This is a genomic window from Amycolatopsis sp. NPDC104863 (assembly GCF_055582965.1).
In genome coordinates this window covers 126,748-144,134 of the sequence record NZ_JBVJOW010000011.1, presented here as the reverse complement: position 1 = coordinate 144,134, position 17,387 = coordinate 126,748, and the positions used below count along the sequence as shown (strand labels likewise).

Annotated in this window: 14 protein-coding genes; 8 read left to right on the top strand and 6 right to left on the bottom strand. The window is 71.5% G+C overall.

Translation table 11 applies throughout. The annotated features are described in order from the left end of the window. Positions 1 to 6: 6 nt before the first annotated feature. The 5 genes from mtrB to secA all read left to right on the top strand — a co-directional run bounded on the left by mtrB (position 7) and on the right by secA (position 9,354). The gene (gene mtrB / locus ACZ63J_RS44405; RefSeq protein ID WP_465402541.1) at positions 7 to 1,728 is read left to right on the top strand and encodes an MtrAB system histidine kinase MtrB; all 1,722 of its coding nucleotides are present in this window, start codon (positions 7 to 9) and stop codon (positions 1,726 to 1,728) included. Then, entirely contained in the window at positions 1,725 to 3,434 is a 1,710-nt protein-coding gene (locus ACZ63J_RS44400; protein WP_465402543.1) for an LpqB family beta-propeller domain-containing protein, read from the top strand. The genes mtrB and ACZ63J_RS44400 overlap by 4 nt, the downstream gene beginning before the upstream one ends. A 72-nt stretch (positions 3,435 to 3,506) precedes the next feature. Then, positions 3,507 to 4,289, top strand: a complete 783-nt coding sequence (locus ACZ63J_RS44395; RefSeq protein ID WP_465402738.1) for a ComF family protein — start codon at positions 3,507 to 3,509, stop codon at positions 4,287 to 4,289. Positions 4,290 to 5,574: 1,285 nt separating this feature from the next. Then, positions 5,575 to 6,261, top strand: a complete 687-nt coding sequence (gene hpf / locus ACZ63J_RS44390; protein WP_465336208.1) for a ribosome hibernation-promoting factor, HPF/YfiA family — start codon at positions 5,575 to 5,577, stop codon at positions 6,259 to 6,261. Positions 6,262 to 6,465: 204 nt separating this feature from the next. Beyond that, positions 6,466 to 9,354, top strand: coding sequence for a preprotein translocase subunit SecA (gene secA, locus ACZ63J_RS44385; protein WP_465402544.1), 2,889 nt, complete (start codon positions 6,466 to 6,468; stop codon positions 9,352 to 9,354). Between the two features lie 444 nt (positions 9,355 to 9,798). Here the strand turns inward: secA and ACZ63J_RS44380 are convergent, their stop codons facing one another. After that, a complete protein-coding gene (locus tag ACZ63J_RS44380) occupies positions 9,799 to 10,260 on the bottom strand; it encodes an Rv3235 family protein (protein WP_465402546.1) in 462 nt (153 codons plus the stop codon). Positions 10,261 to 10,447: 187 nt separating this feature from the next. Between ACZ63J_RS44380 and ACZ63J_RS44375 the strand changes: the two genes are divergently transcribed. Then, complete coding sequence (locus ACZ63J_RS44375; protein ID WP_465402740.1) at positions 10,448 to 10,822, top strand: HAD-IA family hydrolase; 375 nt, start codon at positions 10,448 to 10,450, stop codon at positions 10,820 to 10,822. Positions 10,823 to 10,827: 5 nt separating this feature from the next. On the opposite strand, the gene ACZ63J_RS44370 is transcribed toward ACZ63J_RS44375, so the two are convergent. Next, positions 10,828 to 11,589 carry a TrmH family RNA methyltransferase gene (locus tag ACZ63J_RS44370; protein WP_465402548.1) on the bottom strand — a complete coding sequence of 254 codons (762 nt, stop codon included), beginning with the start codon at positions 11,587 to 11,589 and terminating at the stop codon, positions 10,828 to 10,830. Positions 11,590 to 11,623: 34 nt separating this feature from the next. Here ACZ63J_RS44370 and ACZ63J_RS44365 point away from each other — a divergent pair, with 34 nt between their 5' ends. Both ACZ63J_RS44365 and ACZ63J_RS44360 read left to right on the top strand, forming a co-directional pair. Beyond that, positions 11,624 to 13,030 carry a WS/DGAT/MGAT family O-acyltransferase gene (locus ACZ63J_RS44365; RefSeq protein ID WP_465402550.1) on the top strand — a complete coding sequence of 469 codons (1,407 nt, stop codon included), beginning with the start codon at positions 11,624 to 11,626 and terminating at the stop codon, positions 13,028 to 13,030. After that, positions 13,027 to 13,518, top strand: coding sequence for a DUF6912 family protein (locus ACZ63J_RS44360; protein WP_465312877.1), 492 nt, complete (start codon positions 13,027 to 13,029; stop codon positions 13,516 to 13,518). The genes ACZ63J_RS44365 and ACZ63J_RS44360 overlap by 4 nt, the downstream gene beginning before the upstream one ends. Before the next feature lie 39 nt (positions 13,519 to 13,557). Here the strand turns inward: ACZ63J_RS44360 and ACZ63J_RS44355 are convergent, their stop codons facing one another. The 4 genes from ACZ63J_RS44355 to rsgA all read right to left on the bottom strand — a co-directional run bounded on the left by ACZ63J_RS44355 (position 13,558) and on the right by rsgA (position 17,313). Continuing rightward, positions 13,558 to 14,445, bottom strand: coding sequence for an NAD-dependent epimerase/dehydratase family protein (locus tag ACZ63J_RS44355; protein ID WP_465402551.1), 888 nt, complete (start codon positions 14,443 to 14,445; stop codon positions 13,558 to 13,560). A gap of 33 nt (positions 14,446 to 14,478) precedes the next feature. Beyond that, on the bottom strand, positions 14,479 to 15,225 hold the full coding sequence (locus tag ACZ63J_RS44350; RefSeq protein WP_465402553.1) for an SCO4651 family lipoprotein: 747 nt from the start codon (positions 15,223 to 15,225) through the stop codon (positions 14,479 to 14,481). 70 nt (positions 15,226 to 15,295) lie between these two features. Next, positions 15,296 to 16,189 carry an SCO4651 family lipoprotein gene (locus ACZ63J_RS44345; protein ID WP_465402555.1) on the bottom strand — a complete coding sequence of 298 codons (894 nt, stop codon included), beginning with the start codon at positions 16,187 to 16,189 and terminating at the stop codon, positions 15,296 to 15,298. A gap of 101 nt (positions 16,190 to 16,290) precedes the next feature. Then, positions 16,291 to 17,313, bottom strand: a complete 1,023-nt coding sequence (gene rsgA, locus ACZ63J_RS44340; protein ID WP_465402742.1) for a ribosome small subunit-dependent GTPase A — start codon at positions 17,311 to 17,313, stop codon at positions 16,291 to 16,293. Between the last annotated feature and the right edge of the window lie 74 nt (positions 17,314 to 17,387).

The window sequence follows — 17,387 nt, the reverse complement described above, 5'->3', positions numbered from 1 at the left end:
GAGTCGATGACCCTCGAGGCCCCGAGACGGCTTCCCGCGTTCGCGCGTTCGACGGCACGCCTGGTCCGGCGTGTCGTCGTTTTCGCGCGCCGGCGCGCGGTCGCGTTCAACGAGCTGTGGAAGCACTCGCTGCAGTTCCGCGTCACGGTGTCGACGCTCGCGCTGTCCTCGGCCGTCGTGTTCGTGCTGGGCATGGTGCTGCAGAACCAGATCACCGAGCGGCTGCTGGACACCAAGCGCGAAGCCGCGATCGCGCAGACCCGCGCGGCCGCCGACACCGCCGCCGGTGAGCTGGTCGGGCTCGGCGGCGAGAACTACGACGCGATGACGCTCCGGCTCCAGAACGCGTTGAAGAAGATCGCGATCACGCCGACCAGCCAGGACGCGGCCGGTTCGGCGGCGGGCACGTTCGTCCCGGTGCTCGCCAGCGGCGGCCGCGACCAGTCCGGCGCCGTGTCGGCGTCCGCGGGCCCGTTCGAGAACGTGCCGCCGCGGCTGCGCCAGTTCGTCGAGGCCGACCAGATGAGCTGGCTCGAGCACACGGTCACCGACGGCGCCGGCATGCGCACGACGTACCTGATCGTCGGCACGCCGCTGAACACCGTCGCCAGCCCGCTGCAGCTGTACCTGCTGTTCCCGCTGACGACCGAGCAGAACACCGTCTCGACCGTGCAGAACACGCTGCTGGTCGGCGGGCTCGTGCTGCTGCTCCTGCTCGCGGGCATCACGAACCTGGTGACCCGCCAGGTGGTGCGCCCGGTCCGGCAGGCCGCCGCGGCGGCCGAGCAGTTCGCCGGCGGCGACCTCGACCAGCGCCTCACCGTGCTCGGCGAGGACGACCTGGCGAAGCTCGCCGTGTCCTACAACGGGATGGCCGCCAGCATCCAGGGCCAGATCCGCCAGCTCGAGGAGTTCGGCGGCCTGCAGCGCCGGTTCACCTCCGACGTCTCGCACGAGCTGCGCACACCGCTGACCACCGTTCGGATGGCCGCGGACGTGCTGCACGCGTCGCGCGAGCAGTTCCCGGCCGGGCTCGCGCGCTCGACCGAGCTGCTGGTCGACGAGCTCGACCGGTTCGAGGCGCTGCTCGGCGACCTGCTGGAGATCAGCAGGCTCGACGCCGGCGTCGAGGAGCTGTCGGCGGAGTTCATCGACGTCCGCCCGATCGCGACGCGCGCGGTCGAGCAGGTGCGGGTGATCGCCGGCAACGCGGGCAGCTCGGTCGAGCTGGTGCTGCCCGACGAGGAGGTCGTCGCGGAGGTCGACGCCCGGCGCGTCGAGCGGATCCTGCGCAACCTGCTCGCCAACGCCGTCGACCACAGCGAGGGCAAGCCGGTGGTGCTGACGGTCGGGGCGAACGAAACCGCCGTCGCCATCACGGTCCGGGACCACGGCGTCGGCCTGCGGCTCGGCGAGGCGGACCTGGTGTTCAACCGGTTCTGGCGCGCCGACCCGTCGCGCAACCGCCGCACCGGCGGCACCGGGCTCGGCCTGGCGATCAGCCAGGAGGACGCGCGCCTGCACGGCGGCGAGCTCGACGCGTGGGGCGAGCTGGGCCAGGGCGCCTGCTTCCGGCTCCTGCTGCCGCGCCGCCAGGACGTGCCGGCCGGTGACCCGCCGCTGGTGCTGCCGCCGCCCGACCGCGTCGCCGCCGAGGTGCCGCTCGGGATCATCGAGGTGCCTGCTCCGGAAGCGATCTTCGCCGAACGTGAGGAAATCGGGCATTGAAACGGCTTTTGATTGCCTTGGCGTGCCTGGTGCTGGTGGCCGGCTGCGCGAACGTGCCACTGGAGTCCCAGCCCGTCGTCGTCTCGGGCGAACGCCAGGGGCAGGGCTCGGGTGACGTCGTGCCCGAGCCGCAGCCGGGCATCGACGCGCTGACGCTGGTCCGCGACTTCATCGGCGCGACGCTCAAGCCGGGCCAGGGCTACGCGGCCGCTCGCGCCTACCTGGACGACGCGGGGCGCGCGAACTGGCGCCCGAGCCGCAGCCTCACGATCATCCAGAACACCTTCGGCACGGTCTTCGACACCAACCCGCAGCCCGACCCGAACACCGTGGTCGTCAACGTGCGCGGGATCGACATCGGCACGCTGGACCAGAACAGCGCGTTCGTGCCGGACTACAGCTCGGCGCTGGTGCAGGTGAAGGTCCGCAAGCAGGCGAGCGGCCAGTGGCGGATCATCGACCCGCCGCCCGAGCTGTACGCGACCGAGTCCGACTTCAGCGAGAACTACACCGCGGTGCCGGTGAGCTTCTACTCGGACACGGCGGCGACGTTCGTCCAGGACCGGCGTTACGTCGTCGCGAAGCCGCAGTCCGGGCTGCCGGGCAAGGTGATGGACCTGCTGGTGAACGGCCCGTCGACGAGCCTGGCCGGCGCGGTGCGCAACCTGCTCGGCGAGCCGATCGAGATCGACACGAACGTCAAGAGCCTCGACGACGGGACGCTGGTGGTGCCGCTGTCGGGGCTGACGGGCGTTCCCGACGAGGTCCGGAAGCTGATCGCGGCGCAGATCGTCCTTTCGCTCCAGTACGTGACTTCGGCGCGGATCCGCATCCTCGCCGACGGCGCCCCGCTGGTGGCGAACCACCCGGACTGGCGGTCGAACGAGCTGCCCGCGTACGGCGCGCCGCTGTCGCTCAGCCTGGAGCTGCTGGGACTGATGACGGTGGGCGGCCGCGTCCGTTCCTTGGGTGACGGCGCTCCGGTGCCCGGGCCGGCGGGCAACGGCGGTTACGACGTCGTGAGCGCGGCCCAGTCGATCGACGGCAAGCGCCTGGCGGTGGTGGAGCGCGACGGCGGCCAGGTCCGGCTGCGGATCGGCGACCTCGGCCACGACCTGACCCCGGTCACCCTCGGCGGCAGCACGCTGAGCCGTCCGACGTGGCGGCCCGGCACCGGCGAGGTGTGGACGGTGGTCGACCAGATTTCGGTGGGCCGCCTGGTGGTGGGCCCGAACGGCCAGTGGACGCCGTTGCAGGTCAACGCCACGGACCTGACCCAGCAGGGCGGCATCACGGAGCTGCGGTTCTCCCGCGACGGCGCCCGCGTGGCGGCGATCGTCAACGGCCAGCTGTGGGTGGCTTCGGTGGTCGGCACGAACGACACGGTGGCCCTGCGCGAGCCCCGCCACCTCCAGCCGCACGACCTCCAGGAGGTCGTCGACGTGGACTGGGTGGGCCCGGACTCGCTGGTGGCGGTGACGAGGTCGAACTCCCAGCCGGTGGTCAAGGTGACGGTGGACGGCCAGCGCATGGACGCGTTCAACAGCTCCAACCTGACGGTCCCGGTCCACGGCGTGACGGCGGCCCCCAGCCGCCAGATCGTGGTGGCGGACGCGAGCGGCCTGTGGACGGCGTCGGCCCTGGGCGAGGTGTGGCGGCCCCAGAACCACACGATGAAGGACGCGGACCCGTTCTACCCGGGCTGATCGTGTTTCACCGGTTCGGGTGACGTCCGGACGTTCGAAACTGTCGGTGCCGGTGGTGACACTGTCCGTGTGCTGAGGAAACTGCTCGATCTGTTGATCCCGAGCCGCTGCGCCGCGTGCGGAGCCCGCGGGGCGCCGTGCTGCGCGGAGTGCGCGAAGGTGTGGGGCTCGGTGTCGGAGGTGGTCCGCGTCCCGACTGCGGGTGTGGTGCGGGTGTTCGCCCTGGCCCGGTACCGCGGGGTCGGGCGGCGGTTGCTGATCGCGTACAAGGAGCGGGGACGGCGGGATTTAGCGCCGTCGCTGGGGCGGGCTTTGGCAGAGGCTTTGGCTGTGTTGCCGTTGCGGGTTTCCGCGGCTCGGGCCAGTCCGCCGGGTTGGGCCGCCCGCTCGTCCGCCCGCTCGACCGAGCTGGGCGGCGCCTCTCCGGCGTTCTCGGCGGATGCCGCCACCGCGCCCCGCGCGGCCCTCGCCACACCCCCGCCGCGGGTGATTTGCCTTGTCCCGGCGCCCAGCCGCCCCTCGGCGTCGCGGGTGCGCGGCGGCCCGCACGTCGAGCGGCTGGCCTCTTTCGCGGCAAGTTCCCTGGTCACGCGCGGTTTCGAGGTGGTCGTCGCCCCGGCTTTGGAACTGGCGGGCGGAGCCCGGGACGCGGTCGGCCTGGACCGGGCGGAGCGCATGGCCAACCTCGCCGGAAGGCTACGTTTCCGCGAATCCGGCCGGCCACCACCGGGCTTCCCGATCGTGGTGGTGGACGACGTGGTGACCACGGGAGCCACGGCCGCGGCTTGTGTCCGAGCGCTGGCTTCGGAGGGTTTCGAGGTCGCGGCTGTTCTCACCCTGCTCGCGGCCGGGTGAGACCGGCGCTCGAGGAGGTGCCACGTCGGCGGGCGGGTCAGGCCGAGCTGCCGACCGGGTGAGAACCGGCGCCCTGGGAGACGCCACTTTGGCGGGCTGGTCGGGCCGGGCGAGCCACCGTTCCGGGCCTCGGCGGCCCACGGATCCTGCTGCGCTGCTGTGCGGAGGAGGGGCGCGGCGGTGATCGTCGCAACCCCTGCCAACTCGGCAGCGAGGTGAGATGGAGGCGAGCCGAAGAGCGCTTTCAACCGCCGCGCACCCCCAACCTCCAAGCCGCGACCGTCGCCGATCCCATCACTTGGTCCCACCGGCAAAGGAGCAACCAAACAACTCTCGCGGCCGGGTGAGACCGGTGCCCGAGCACGTGCCACCTCGGCGGGCGGCTGAGGCCGAGCTGCCGACCGAGATGCAGCCGGCGTTCAGCCCGTCGTGTACACCGGCCCGTCAACCTCCGGCCGCGGCGGCCTCCGACCCGACCACCCGGTCCCACCGGCAAAGGAGCAACCAAACAACTCCCGCGGCCGGGTGAGACCGGCGCACGTGCCACCTCGGCGAGCGACTCAAGCCGAGCGAGCCATCGTCCCGGCTCCCGCGCCAACCCGGCCGCGAAGTGAGATGCAGGTGAGCCCAAGACCGTTTTCAACCCATCGCGCGAACCCACTCCACCATTCCCAAGCACAACCCCAACCACCAACCCCCACCAGCAAAAGGAGCAACCACCAAAACAACCCTCGCGACCGGGTGACCCCACCGTCACCTACACGAGTGACATCCACCGGGAACGCAACCCGCCTCGCGCCCGTTGTCCGGGCATGAGGGTGTTGATCACGACCACTCGGCCGCCACACCACTCCACCGGAGTGGCGGCTGCGGCGGACGGGGCCGTCACCCTCGGCGTCCACCAGCCGGCAGCGATGCGCCGTCCGTGTGAAAGCACGCTGCGTGCACCGCGTCCGACCAGCGGGTGTTTTCTGGTGTTCACCCCCCGCTCACTGCGCCGGGTGACGGAGTCTCATTCCTCGACATCCCCCGGCTCGGGGGCTGTTGCAACGGGCGTGAGGAAGCTAACGTGCTCCGCAATCAGCAATCCCCGCAGGCAGGGAGGTGACGAGCCCATGTCCCTGGCGCCGGAGGTGCGCTGAGTCCGCGTTCGGGCTCCGGCACGAGACGTCGTGAACCGTTCCCGAACTCCTTCTCAGCCCGCGATCCGGGCTTCCGTCCCCGCAATACCGGCGCCGTGTGTGAACTCAACAGCTCGCAGTCATCTCAGCGAGGGAGGTCGTGTATGGACATCGTCGTTAAGGGCCGCAACGTGGAGGTGCCCGACCACTATCGGGCACTCGTCAGCGAAAAGCTGGCCCGCCTCGAGCGCTACGACAGGAAAGTCATCCGGTACGACGTGGAGCTGTTCCACGAACCCAATCGGCGCCAGGCCAAGAGCTGCCAGCGCGTCGAAATCACCGGAAAGGGGCGTGGCCCGGCCGTACGCGCTGAAGCGTGTGCCGCCGACTTCTACGCAGCGCTCGATTCCGCAGTCACGAAGCTGGAGAACCGGCTGCGGAGGACACACGACCGGAGGCGCGTGCACTACGGGCGCAGCCGCCCGGAGTCGGTCGCCGAAGCGACCTCGGCACTGCCGGGTGGTGGATCCCCGGCCGCAGCCAGTCCCGCCGCGCAGACCGCGGTGTTGGACGCCCCCGAAGCCGAACCGCAGACGAACGGCTTCGCGGTCGCCGGAGAGATCCACCTGCCGCAGCAGCAGAGCTGGGCCGACGACGACCTGGGTCACCAGCCCGGCCGCGTCGTCCGCGAGAAGCAGCACACCGCGGAGCCCATGACGGTGGACCAGGCTCTCTACGAGATGGAGCTGGTCGGCCACGACTTCTACCTCTTCAACGACTCGGATGCGGGCCGGCCCAGCGTGGTCTACCGGCGGAAAGGCTTCGACTACGGCGTGATCCGGCTCGGCTGAGCCGGTTCGAAGGAGGCCTCGCCGATGGCCCGCACGCGCCCGCGTGCGGGCCATCCGCATGTCAGGACCTACGGCGTGTGCACACGACGCCCACCGTTCCCTACGATGGGGTGGGACGGTGGCGCCGACCACGGCGGCCGCCGCGGGAAAACCTGCCCGGGACCGGCCCGGGCGCAGTCATGATCAGCTAGTGAGGTCGACCGGATGGTGCTGAACCGCCTGCTCCGCGCGGGTGAGCAAAAGATGGTGAAGCGGCTGGGCAGGATCGCCGATCACATCAACACCCTCGAAGACGAGGTCAAGGACCTGACCGACGCCGAGCTGCGGGCCAAGACCGAAGAGTTCCGCAAGCGGAACGGCGATGGCGAGTCCCTCGACGAGCTGCTGCCGGAGGCCTTCGCGGTCGTCCGGGAGGCGGCCAAGCGGGTGCTCGGCCAGCGCCACTTCGACGTCCAGCTGATGGGCGGCGCCGCGCTGCACCTCGGTCAGGTGGCCGAGATGAAGACCGGTGAGGGCAAGACCCTGACCTGCGTGCTGCCCGCCTACCTCAACGCGATCCCGGGCAAGGGCGTCCACGTCGTCACGACGAACGACTACCTGGCCAAGCGCGACTCGGAGTGGATGGGCCGCATCCACCGCTTCCTCGGGCTCGAGGTCGGCGTCATCCTCTCGGAGCAGCAGCCGGAGGTCCGGCGCGCCCAGTACAACGCCGACATCACCTACGGCACGAACAACGAGTTCGGCTTCGACTACCTGCGCGACAACATGGCGTGGAGCCTCGACGACTGCGTGCAGCGCGGGCACCAGTTCGCCATCGTCGACGAGGTGGACTCGATCCTCATCGACGAGGCCCGGACGCCGCTGATCATCTCGGGCCCGGCGGACCAGTCGTCGCGCTGGTACGTCGAGTTCGCGCGGCTCGCCCCGCTGATGAACGGCATCGACACCACCACCATGGGCTCGCGGGAGCGCGTCGAGAAGACGAACCTGATCAACTCGAAGTACCACTACGAGGTCGACGTCCGGAAGCGCACCGTCGCGGTCACCGAAAAGGGCGTCCGGTTCATCGAGGACCAGCTCGGCATCGACAACCTGTACGAGGCCGCGAACACCCCGCTGGTCGGGTACCTGAACAACGCGCTGAAGGTCCAGGAGCTCTTCCACCGCGACAAGGACTACATCGTCCGCAACGGCGAGGTCGCGATCGTCGACGAGTTCACCGGCCGCGTGCTCCACGGGCGCCGCTACAACGAGGGCATGCACCAGGCGATCGAGGCCAAGGAAAAGGTCGAGATCAAGGCCGAGAACCAGACGCTCGCCACGATCACGCTGCAGAACTACTTCCGGCTCTACGGGAAGCTGTCCGGCATGACCGGTACGGCCGAGACCGAGGCCGCCGAGTTCCACCAGACCTACAAGCTGGGTGTGGTGCCGATCCCGACGAACCGGCCGATGGTGCGCGCCGACCAGCCGGACCTGATCTACAAGACCGAGGAAGCGAAGTACGAGGCGGTCGCCGAGGACATCGCCGAGCGGCACGAGAAGGGCCAGCCGGTCCTGGTCGGCACGACGAGCGTCGAGAAGTCCGAGCGGCTGTCGAAGCTGCTGGTGAAGCTGAGCGTGCCGCACGAGGTGCTGAACGCGAAGCACCACGACCGCGAGGCGCTGATCGTCGCGCGCGCCGGCCAGAAGGGCGCCGTCACGGTCGCCACGAACATGGCGGGCCGCGGTACGGACATCGTGCTCGGCGGCAACCCCGACCTGATCGCCGACCACGTGCTGCGCGAGCAGGGCCTGGACCCGGTCGAGCACTCCGAAGAGTACGAGGCCGCGTGGCCCGCCGTCCTGGAGAAGGTCAAGGAAGAGTCGAAGGCCGAGGCCGAAGAGGTCCGCGAAGCCGGCGGCCTGTACGTGCTGGGCACCGAGCGCCACGAGTCGCGCCGCATCGACAACCAGCTCCGCGGCCGGTCGGGCCGGCAGGGTGACCCGGGCGAGTCCCGCTTCTACCTGTCGCTCGGCGACGAGCTCATGCGCCGCTTCAACGCGACGATGGTCGAGCGCGTCATGACGACCATGCGGCTGCCCGACGACGTGCCGATCGAGCACAAGATGGTCTCCAAGGCCATCAAGAGCGCGCAGACGCAGGTCGAGCAGATCAACATGGAGCAGCGCAAGGACGTCCTCAAGTACGACGAGGTCATGAACGAGCAGCGCAAGGTGATCTACGCCGAGCGCCACCGCGTCCTGGCCGGCGAGAGCCTGCGCGACCAGATCGAGGGCATGCTCGAGGACGTCGTCAACGCCTATGTGGACGGTGCGACGGCCAACGGTTACGCCGAGGACTGGGACCACGAGAAGCTCTGGACGGCGCTGAAGCAGCTCTACCCGGTCAGCCTCGACTGGGAAGACCTGATGGACGACGGCGACCTCGACGCGAACGGCCTGCGCGAGGCGCTGCTGCAGGACGCCCGCGACGCCTACGACAAGCGCGAAGCCGAGATCAACGCGCTCGTCGGGCCGGACGGCATGCGGACCCTGGAGCACCAGGTGATGCTGACGGTGCTGGACCGCAAGTGGCGCGAGCACCTGTACGAGATGGACTACCTCAAGCAGGGCATCGGCATGCGGGCGCTCGCGCAGCGCGACCCGCTGATCGAGTACCAGCGCGAGGGTTTCGACATGTTCCGCGCGATGCTCGACTCGCTGAAGGAGGAGGCCGTCGGCTTCCTGTTCAACCTGCAGGTCGAGCGCGCCGAGGCGCCCCCGGCCGAGGACGCGGCCGCCCTGCCGGCGGGAGTCGGCTCGGGCAACGGCCAGGCCGCGGCGGAGGGGCGCCACGCCCGTCCGGCGCCGCCCCAGCCGCCGACAACCGACACCGAGTCCGTCCCGGCCGCCCTCCGCGGCAAGGGCCTCGGCGGCGGCGGCCAGCAGCCGGGCGTGACCCTGTCGGGCCCGGGCGAGGACGGCGAGGTCGAGTCCCACGCCGACGGCGGAGCCGAGCCCGCGAGCGGAGGCGGCGGGGGGACTCGCCGTGACCGCCGCGCTGCCCAGCGCGACGCCGCGAAGAAGGGCAAGAAGGGCCCGCGTCGCTGACGAGGTGACCACGGAACCGGGGGGGGGGGGGGGGGGGGGGGGGGGGGGGGGGGTGGGGGGGGGGGGGGGGGAGAGGGGGGGGGGGGGGGGGGGGGGGGTTTTTCTCGTCAGTACCCCCCCCCCCCCCCCCCCCCCCCCCCCCCACCCCCCGCCCCCCCCCCCCCCCCCCCCCCCCCCGGTTTTGCGTAGGGACGCCCGCGACGACGACGGTCGGCGGAGATGAGGCTTCCGCCGCCGCGGGGTCCACTTCGCACTGCGTGGCCTTGGGGGCGGCTGGTGGCCCGACTTGGCTGCCGCTGCCACCTGCGCGCATCGGCCGAGCGCGCCGCGGCGTCCACTTCGCACCGTGGGCCATGGGCGCTGTCCACTTCGCACCCCGCGCTGTCCACTTCGCACGGCGGCCGCCGGCCAGCGGCGGCGGGGAGCGTGCCCTCTTCACCCGCCTCACGCCGCTGCTCGCTGCGGCAGCCGGGCCGGACGCTGCGGCTTCAGCAACGCGAACCGCACACAACGCCACCCCGACGGTGTCCGCGTGAAGCGGGCCGCCAGGGCGTACGACCGGCCGTCCGCCTCCACTCGCGCGCACGCTTCGATCACGTCCGGGACCGCCGTGCACGTGTGGACCGTCTGCGTCCGGTGCCGCGGCTGGCGCGTCCGCGGCGCGCTCAGTCCCGCGTAGACCTCCGGCGCCACCAGCGCGCGGATCTGCGCCGCCGGGCGGCGGCCGTCGTAGGCCTCGAGGAGCATGTTCAGCAGCAAGCCCACGTCACCCGATTCGAGCTGGCGGGGCACCGGCCACCGGGTTGCGGCGTGGCGGTGCTCCTCCGGGGTCAGCGCTGCCGGACGGTCAGCCCGGCGTGGCGCTTCGTAGTGGACGAGCGTTCTCAGGCGATGTTCGTCGATCATTTTCTCCCCTCCCGGACTCGGCATTTCGCCGCGTCCACCGCTTAGAGGGCGGAACCGGCCGGAAAGGAGACAGGAATCGCTCGATTAGGCACAGAACCGCGGAAGGGATGGATTCCCCGGCAGTGTTGCGCTAGGCGAGACACCGCGTAGCCACCCGGCTATGGTGTGCCGGGTGCTGAAGGGGTTATTGGTCGATTTCGCCGGGGTTCTCACCGATCCCGACGCCGGCCGCTTCTACGACTACCTGGCGGCCGTCCGTGAACGAGGCGTCCGCACCGCGCTGCTGTCCAACGCGCCAGGGGCGTCGAACGAGGTCAAGAACACGATGTTCGACTATTTCGACGCGCTGGTGTTTTCGGGCGAAGTCGGCGTGGCCAAGCCGGATCCGGCGGTATACCGGATCGCGGCCGACCGGCTCGGGCTGCCCGCCGCGCGGTGCGCCTTCGTCGACGACTCGGCGGCGAACATCCGGGGCGCCGTCGAGGCGGGGATGGTCGGCGTGCACCACCGGTCCGTCGAGGAGACGCTCGCCGAACTGGACGTGCTGTTCCCGGACGGGTGAGACGGTCAGCGGCCCCGGCGCACCAATTCGAAAGACAGGACCGCCGCCGCGGCCGAGACGTTCAACGACTCGACGTCACCCGGCATGGGAATGGACAGCCATCCCGTGACGAGCTCGCCGACTTCGGCGCCGACCCCGGCCGTCTCGCCGCCGAGCACGAACGCCGCGCGCTGCGGCAGCTCGACGTCGAACACCGTGGTGCGAGCCGACGCGCCCAGCGCGTAGATCCCGAAGCCGGCTTCGGTGAGCATCTCGGCCGCGTCGCGCGCGGACCCGCAGCGCAGCACCGGCGCGCGGAACGCGACCCCGGCCGAAGCCTTGACCACCAGCGGGTCGAGCGCCGCGACGCCGCGGCGCGGCACGATCACGCCGTCCAGCCCGGCGGCGGTCGCCGTCCGCAGGATCATCCCGACGTTCGCGGGGGTGGTGATGCCGTCGAGCAGCAGCACGCGCGACGGCGGCCGCCGGTCCGAAAGCGCGGCTTCGAGCGCGCGCATCCGCGGCGCGACGACGTCGGCGAGCACGCCCTGGTCCTGCTTGCCGTTGCCGGCGAGCACCTTGACCCGGTGGGCGCTGGCGCGCTGCACCTGCACGCCCGCGGCCTTCGCCGCGCGCTGGATCTCCACCGCGCCCGGGCCCCGGGCGGTGTCGGCGAGGATCACCTTGTCCACCTGCAGACCGTCGTCCGCCAGCGCTTCGAGCACCGGCTTCCGGCCGTACACGGTCAGGAAGCGGTCCTTCGGCGAGACAGTCGACTCATCACCCACACCGGGCAGTCTCGCATTGTGCGACGATCGCCTCATGCCCGACCGCCTCTCCGCGCTGGACGCCTCGTTCCTCTACCTCGAGGACCACGCGACCCCCATGCACGTCGGCGGGGTGGCGATCTTCGAGCGGCCACGCTCCGGGTTCAGCTACGCGCAGCTGCTCGACCTCGTCGGGGCGCGGCTGGCCTACCTGCCGCGATACCGGCAGCGCGTCGCCGAGGTGCCGGGGCACCTGGCGCGGCCGGTGTGGGTGGACGACGTCGACTTCGACCTCAACTACCACGTCCGGCGCTCGGCGCTGCCCCAGCCGGGCAGCGACGAGCAGCTGTTCGACCTGGTGGCCCGGCTGATGTCGCGGCGGCTGGCGCCGGAGCGGCCGCTCTGGGAGGCGTACTTCATCGAGGGGCTGTCCGGCGACCGCGTGGCGTTGGTCACCAAGACGCACCAGTCCGTTGTGGACGGAGTCGGCACGATCGAGCTGGGCCAGCTCATCCTCGACCCGACGCCGGCCGAGCCGGAGCCGTTCGAGGACATCTGGACGCCGCGCCGCGAGCCGAACCGCACGCAGCTGGTGCTGGACGCGATCAGCGAGGGCGTGCAGCGCCCGGGCGAGGTCGTGGAGAACGTCCGGTCGGCGGCGAACGACGCGTTCGCGACGGCGGGCAAGCTCGCCGAGACGGTCGGCGGGGTGGCGTCGACGCTGCGCACGCTGGTGAAGCCGGCGCCGTCCGGGCCGCTGAACGTCCGGGTGTCCGGCGGCCGGGTGTTCTCCGTGGTGCGCACGCGGCTGGAGGACTACCGGAAGATCCGCGCGGCGCACGGCGGCACGGTCAACGACGTCGTCCTCGCGGCCATCACGGGCGCGCTGCGCGAGTGGCTGCTCTCGCGCGAGGAGTCGCTGAACCCGAACGCGACGATCCGCGCGCTGGTGCCGCTGGCGGTGCGCGACGCGGAGACGGCGGAGTACTCGACGCCGGCGCTGGTCGGCAACCAGGTGGCGGCGTACCTGGTCGACCTGCCGGTCGGCGAGCCGAACCCGGTCCTGCGGCTGCAGCACATCGGCCACGCGATGGCCGAGCACCTCGACTCGGGCCGTTCGGTGGCGGCGCGCGGGCTCCTCAAGGTCGGCGGCTTCGCGCCGGCCACGCTGCATTCGCTCGGCGCGCGGGCGGCGGGGTCGCTGTCCGGGCGCATCTTCAACGTCATGGTGACCAACTCGCCGGGCCCGCAGATGCCGATGTACGCGGGAGAGGCCAGACTGGTCGAGATGTTCCCGGTGATGCCGCTGATGCGCACCCAGGCGCTGGCGATCGGGGTGACGTCGTACCACGGCGGCGTCTACTTCGGACTCAACGGCGACCGCAAGGCCGCGTTCGACGTCGACCTCGTGGCCGGGATGATCGAAGAGTCCTTGGAAGAGCTGAAGGGTGCGCACTGGTGAGGGTCTATCTGCCTGCGACCATCGCGATGCTTCGCGACCTCGAGACCTCGGGGGAGTTCCGCGCCCGCAGCGGAACGGCGTTCGCGCTGACGCCGGCGTTGCGCGAGGCGTACTCGAGCGGTTCGGACGAAGAGCTGGAGTACGCGGCGCTGCTGGACGCGGCCCGGGCCTCGCTGCGCCTGATCGCGGCGGAGGAGAAGGGCGAGCCACGCCGGGTGGTGATTTCGGCGGACGTCGAGGGCGTGACGCTGCGCCCGGACCTCGACGCCCCGGTGGTCCGCATCGGCGGCCCGATCCCGTTTTCGGCGGTGGCGGCCATCCACGTGGACGCGGCCGAGGCGGCCGAGGCGGTGGCCGCCGCGTCTGCGGTGATCGACGCGGCGGATCTGGGCGACCCCGATGCGGAGTTCACGCTGGGGGACGCGGAAGACCACGAGCTGGCCTGGTACGCGCCGCAGGAACTGCCGTTCTTGCTGGAGCTTCTCTGAGTTGTCCACAGGTGGGTGCACCTGTGGACAACTTGTGGGTCAGTCCTCCGTGAACCACTCCGGCCCCGGCACCGGCCGTTCACACCGCCACCCGGTGGCCGCCGTCAGCTTCGCCGAATCCACCCGCTGCGACCGCGCCATCGGCTCGGCCATCGGGACCCGCGACAGGAGCCACTTCGGCACGGCCCGCGCCTTCCGGACCCCGGCTGCCGCGGCCATCGCCTCACCCAGCACACCCTTCACCACCGCCGGCGCCCCCACGTTGTAAACGCCCGAAGGCGCGTCCAAAGCCGCCACCGCTGCCGCCGCCGCGTCGGACGGGTGGATCGCCGTGGTCCAGTCCTGCCGCGAGCCCATGATCAGCGGCGCCCCGCGCCGGGCCGCGGCCAGGAGCGTTGCCGTCAGTGCGTCCGTGCCCACCAGGGTGCCGATCCGGAGCCGGACCACCGTGCGATCAGTCAACGCCGCCACGTTCTCGTGGGCCGTCACCGAAGACGCCGTCACGCCGCGAGGGCGCAGGGGAGCGTCTTCCGTGAGCAGGCGGTCGCCGCCGTCGGCGTAGACGAACGTGATCCCCTCCTGGACGACCGTGCGCACCTCCTCGACCTCCCGGACCGCCGCGGCCAGCGCCGCGCTCCCGGCCAGCCGGACGCGGTCGTTGAGGGCCCAGGCGGACCGGCTGGTCGGCTTCGGCGGAATCCGCGTGGCCAGGTTCAGCACCGTGTCGTGCCCGCGCAACGCCGTGACCAGCGAAGACGTCTCGAACAGGTCGCCGGTCACGGGCTTCGCGCCGGTCGCCTCCAGCGCCGCGACCCGGTCGGCGGACCGCGCGAGGCCGCTCACCTCGTGCCCTGCCTCCAGCAGCCGCCGCACCGCGGGGCGGCCCAGCACGCCCGTCGCCCCGATCACCATCACTCGTTTGCTCATGCGGCCTGGACGAGACGGCGGGAGAAGACGTGACTAGCCGACTTCGCCCGGGGGCGGCGGCTGGATGTCGGCCGGTGCGCCCCAGTCGCTGTAGCGCGTCGTGATGCGGGCTTCGCCGCCCTGCAGTGCCGGCGAGAGGACGATCTGGAGCGGCCGGTGCGTGGCGTCGAGCCAGAGCTCCACCGGGAACTTGCCGCCGAGCCGCCCGGCTTCGTCGGCCGACAGGCCCGCGGGCAGGTCGCTGCCCAGCCGGGCCAGCTCCAGGTCGACGCGGTAGTGCTCGGCCGCCACGCCGCCGAGGTCGGTGCGCTCGGCCGAGACGATCGTGCCCGCCGTGCGGATCTCGCCGAGCGTGTGCGCCGGGTCGTTCTGCGCCGCCAGCTGCGCGAGGCTGCCGCCTAGGACCTGCGAAAACGGGTCCGTGCCGTCCTGGGCGACCACCACCCACGGCTTCCCGGCGCCGACCTCGTCGCGCGAGCCCTCCGGCACCTTCGCGTACAGCTTCCCGCCGACCAGCCGCAGCTCCATCGGCTCGCCGATGAAGTCCGTCGTCATCACCTGGGACGTCCCGCCGGCGCCGAAGCGCGCCTGGCCCTGGCCCTTCGACCGCACCGAGCCGACGGCGACGTCGGTGGCGAACTTCGCCGAGCCGCCGGCCGTGGTCGCCGCCGTGGCCGCGTCGGCCAGCGCCCGGGCGTCGGAGAACGACGGGGGCGGCGGCGGATCGGAGCACGCGCCGGCCAGCAGGGCGAGCACCAGCACGACGGCGGCTTTGCGCATGGGGACAACAAAAACACAGCGGCTCCCCCGAACCCGTTCGGGGGAGCCGCCGCTACGCACCGTCGCTAGCTCAGCGGCCGGCCTTCTTCATCAGTTCGCCGAGGTCGACGACCTGCTCGGCGGGCGGGGCCGCCACGTCGACCTGGGTGCCCCAGTCGCTGTACTTCATCGTGAACTTCGACTCGGTGCCGCCGGGCATGCCCAGCGCCTGCATCATCGAGGTCTGGTCCATCGTGACCTGCACCGGCAGGTTGTCCTTGTCCAGCCACAGCTCGGCCGGGATCTTGAGGTCCTTGCCCTTGAGCATGTCGGTGAGCTTCTGGCGCGCCGCGGCCGGGACCTGGCCGGTGAACTGGTCGACGGCCTTGGCGACGTCGAGCTCCACCTTGTAGTGGTTGACCTGCTTGCCGTTCAGCTCGGCCTGGTCGGAAGAGATGATCCGGCCGGCCTTCGAGACCTGGTCCAGGATCTTGCTCGGGTCGCTCTGCTCCGCCGACTGCGAAAGCGCGCTCCCCATCGCCTGCGAGATCGGGTCGGTGCCGTCGGCCGAGATCTTGGCCCACGTCTTGTCGGTGCCCATCTCCTTCTGCTGCTCGGCGGGCAGCTTGATGTACATGACCTTGTCGACCATGCGCATCTCGGTGGTCTCACCGGCGGCGGTGCTGGTCATCGAGAACTTGGTGTTCGCGCCGTCGATGGCCATCGCGCCGGTCGCGCTGAGGGTCTGGCCGGCGACCGAGCCCTCCATCGTGAACTTCGCGGACTTGGACTTCTCGGTGCCCTGCTTCGACGCCGACGCCAGCTGGATCGCGTCGGTGAACGGCGAGGCGAGGCCGCTGCCGCCGTCGGGCTGGGACTGGCCCGCGGCCGGCTGGGCCGTACCGGTGGCGGAGTTGCCGGAGCACGCCGACAGCGTCAGCGCCAGCGCGACGGCGCTGGCGGCGACCAGGGTGGTCTTACGCATCAAAATCCCCTCAGGATCGGATCTTCCGCTCGGCATATCGCCCGAACGGGCGAATGGTTACCGATGTGACGGTGACGATCCGCATCGGGTTCCGCGTTGCCTCAGGAATCCGTGGCGCGAGTCACTTCGTGGCCACCCCGCGAGGCCAGCAGGCGCCGCAGCGAGGCGAGCCGCTCGGGCAGCGCCGTGCCGTCGGTGACGACGTCGTCGAGCGCGCAGTCCGGGTCCTCGGGCGGCCCGAGGTGCCCGCAGCCCGACGGGCACTCCTCGGCGGCCGCGGCGAACTCTTCGAAGGCGTCGACGATGTCGTCCGCGGTGACGTGCGCGAGCCCGAAGGACCGCACGCCGGGCGTGTCGATGACCCAGCCGCCGTCCGGGAGCGGCAGCGCCACCGCGGCGACGGACGTGTGCCGCCCCTTGCCGACCGCGCTCACCACGCCGGTGGCCAGCTCGGCGTCCGGCACCAGGCGGTTGACCAGCGTGGACTTGCCGACGCCGGAGTGCCCGACCAGCGCCGTCACGCGGTCCTTCAGCATCTCCGCGAGGCCCTCGGGCTCTTCGTCGTAGCGGGTCACGATCGCCGGGATGTCGAGGCCCGCGTAGCCCGCGAGGAGCTCGTCCGGGCTGGCCAGGTCGGCTTTCGTCAGGCACAGCACCGGCTCGACGCCGCCCGCGTAGCAGGCGACGATGCAGCGGTCGATGAAGCCGGTGCGCGGCGGCGGGTCGGCGAGCGCGGTGACGATCAGGAGGCGCTCGGCATTGGCGACGACCAGCCGTTCGTACGGGTCGGTGTCGTCGGCCGTGCGCAGGAGGGAGCTGCTGCGCTCGTCGACGCGGATGATGCGCGCGAGCGTGTCCGGCTTGCCGGAGACGTCACCGACGATCCCGACGCGGTCACCGACCACCACCGGCGTCCGGCCCATCTCGCGGGCCCGCATGGCGGTGATCACCCGTCCGGGGTCGGCGTTGACCGCGCAGGTCCAGCGGCCGCGGTCCTTGCCGATGACCATGGCGTTGACGGCGTCGGCGTGCTCGGGACGGCGCTTGCTGCGAGGCCGGGTGCCCTTGCCGGGGCGCACGCGGACGTCGGACTCGTCCAGCTTGCTCCAGTCGTTGCGCGCCAAACCCGTCGTCCTCTCGTGCACCGGTGCCCACCCGAATGATCCCACGCCGCTCGCCACGGCCCTGGCCTGCGTGT

Bases quoted from the DNA above. Each gene is read 5' to 3' on its own strand.
- ACZ63J_RS44380 (WP_465402546.1), bottom strand. From the start codon at position 10,260: ATGATCGACGAACATCGCCTGAGAACGCTCGTCCACTACGAAGCGCCA.
- ACZ63J_RS44345 (WP_465402555.1), bottom strand. From the start codon at position 16,189: ATGCGTAAGACCACCCTGGTCGCCGCCAGCGCCGTCGCGCTGGCGCTG.
- ACZ63J_RS44365 (WP_465402550.1), top strand. From the start codon at position 11,624: ATGCCCGACCGCCTCTCCGCGCTGGACGCCTCGTTCCTCTACCTCGAG.
- ACZ63J_RS44355 (WP_465402551.1), bottom strand. From the start codon at position 14,445: ATGAGCAAACGAGTGATGGTGATCGGGGCGACGGGCGTGCTGGGCCGC.
- mtrB (WP_465402541.1), top strand. From the start codon at position 7: ATGACCCTCGAGGCCCCGAGACGGCTTCCCGCGTTCGCGCGTTCGACG.
- hpf (WP_465336208.1), top strand. From the start codon at position 5,575: ATGGACATCGTCGTTAAGGGCCGCAACGTGGAGGTGCCCGACCACTAT.
- secA (WP_465402544.1), top strand. From the start codon at position 6,466: ATGGTGCTGAACCGCCTGCTCCGCGCGGGTGAGCAAAAGATGGTGAAG.
- ACZ63J_RS44350 (WP_465402553.1), bottom strand. From the start codon at position 15,225: ATGCGCAAAGCCGCCGTCGTGCTGGTGCTCGCCCTGCTGGCCGGCGCG.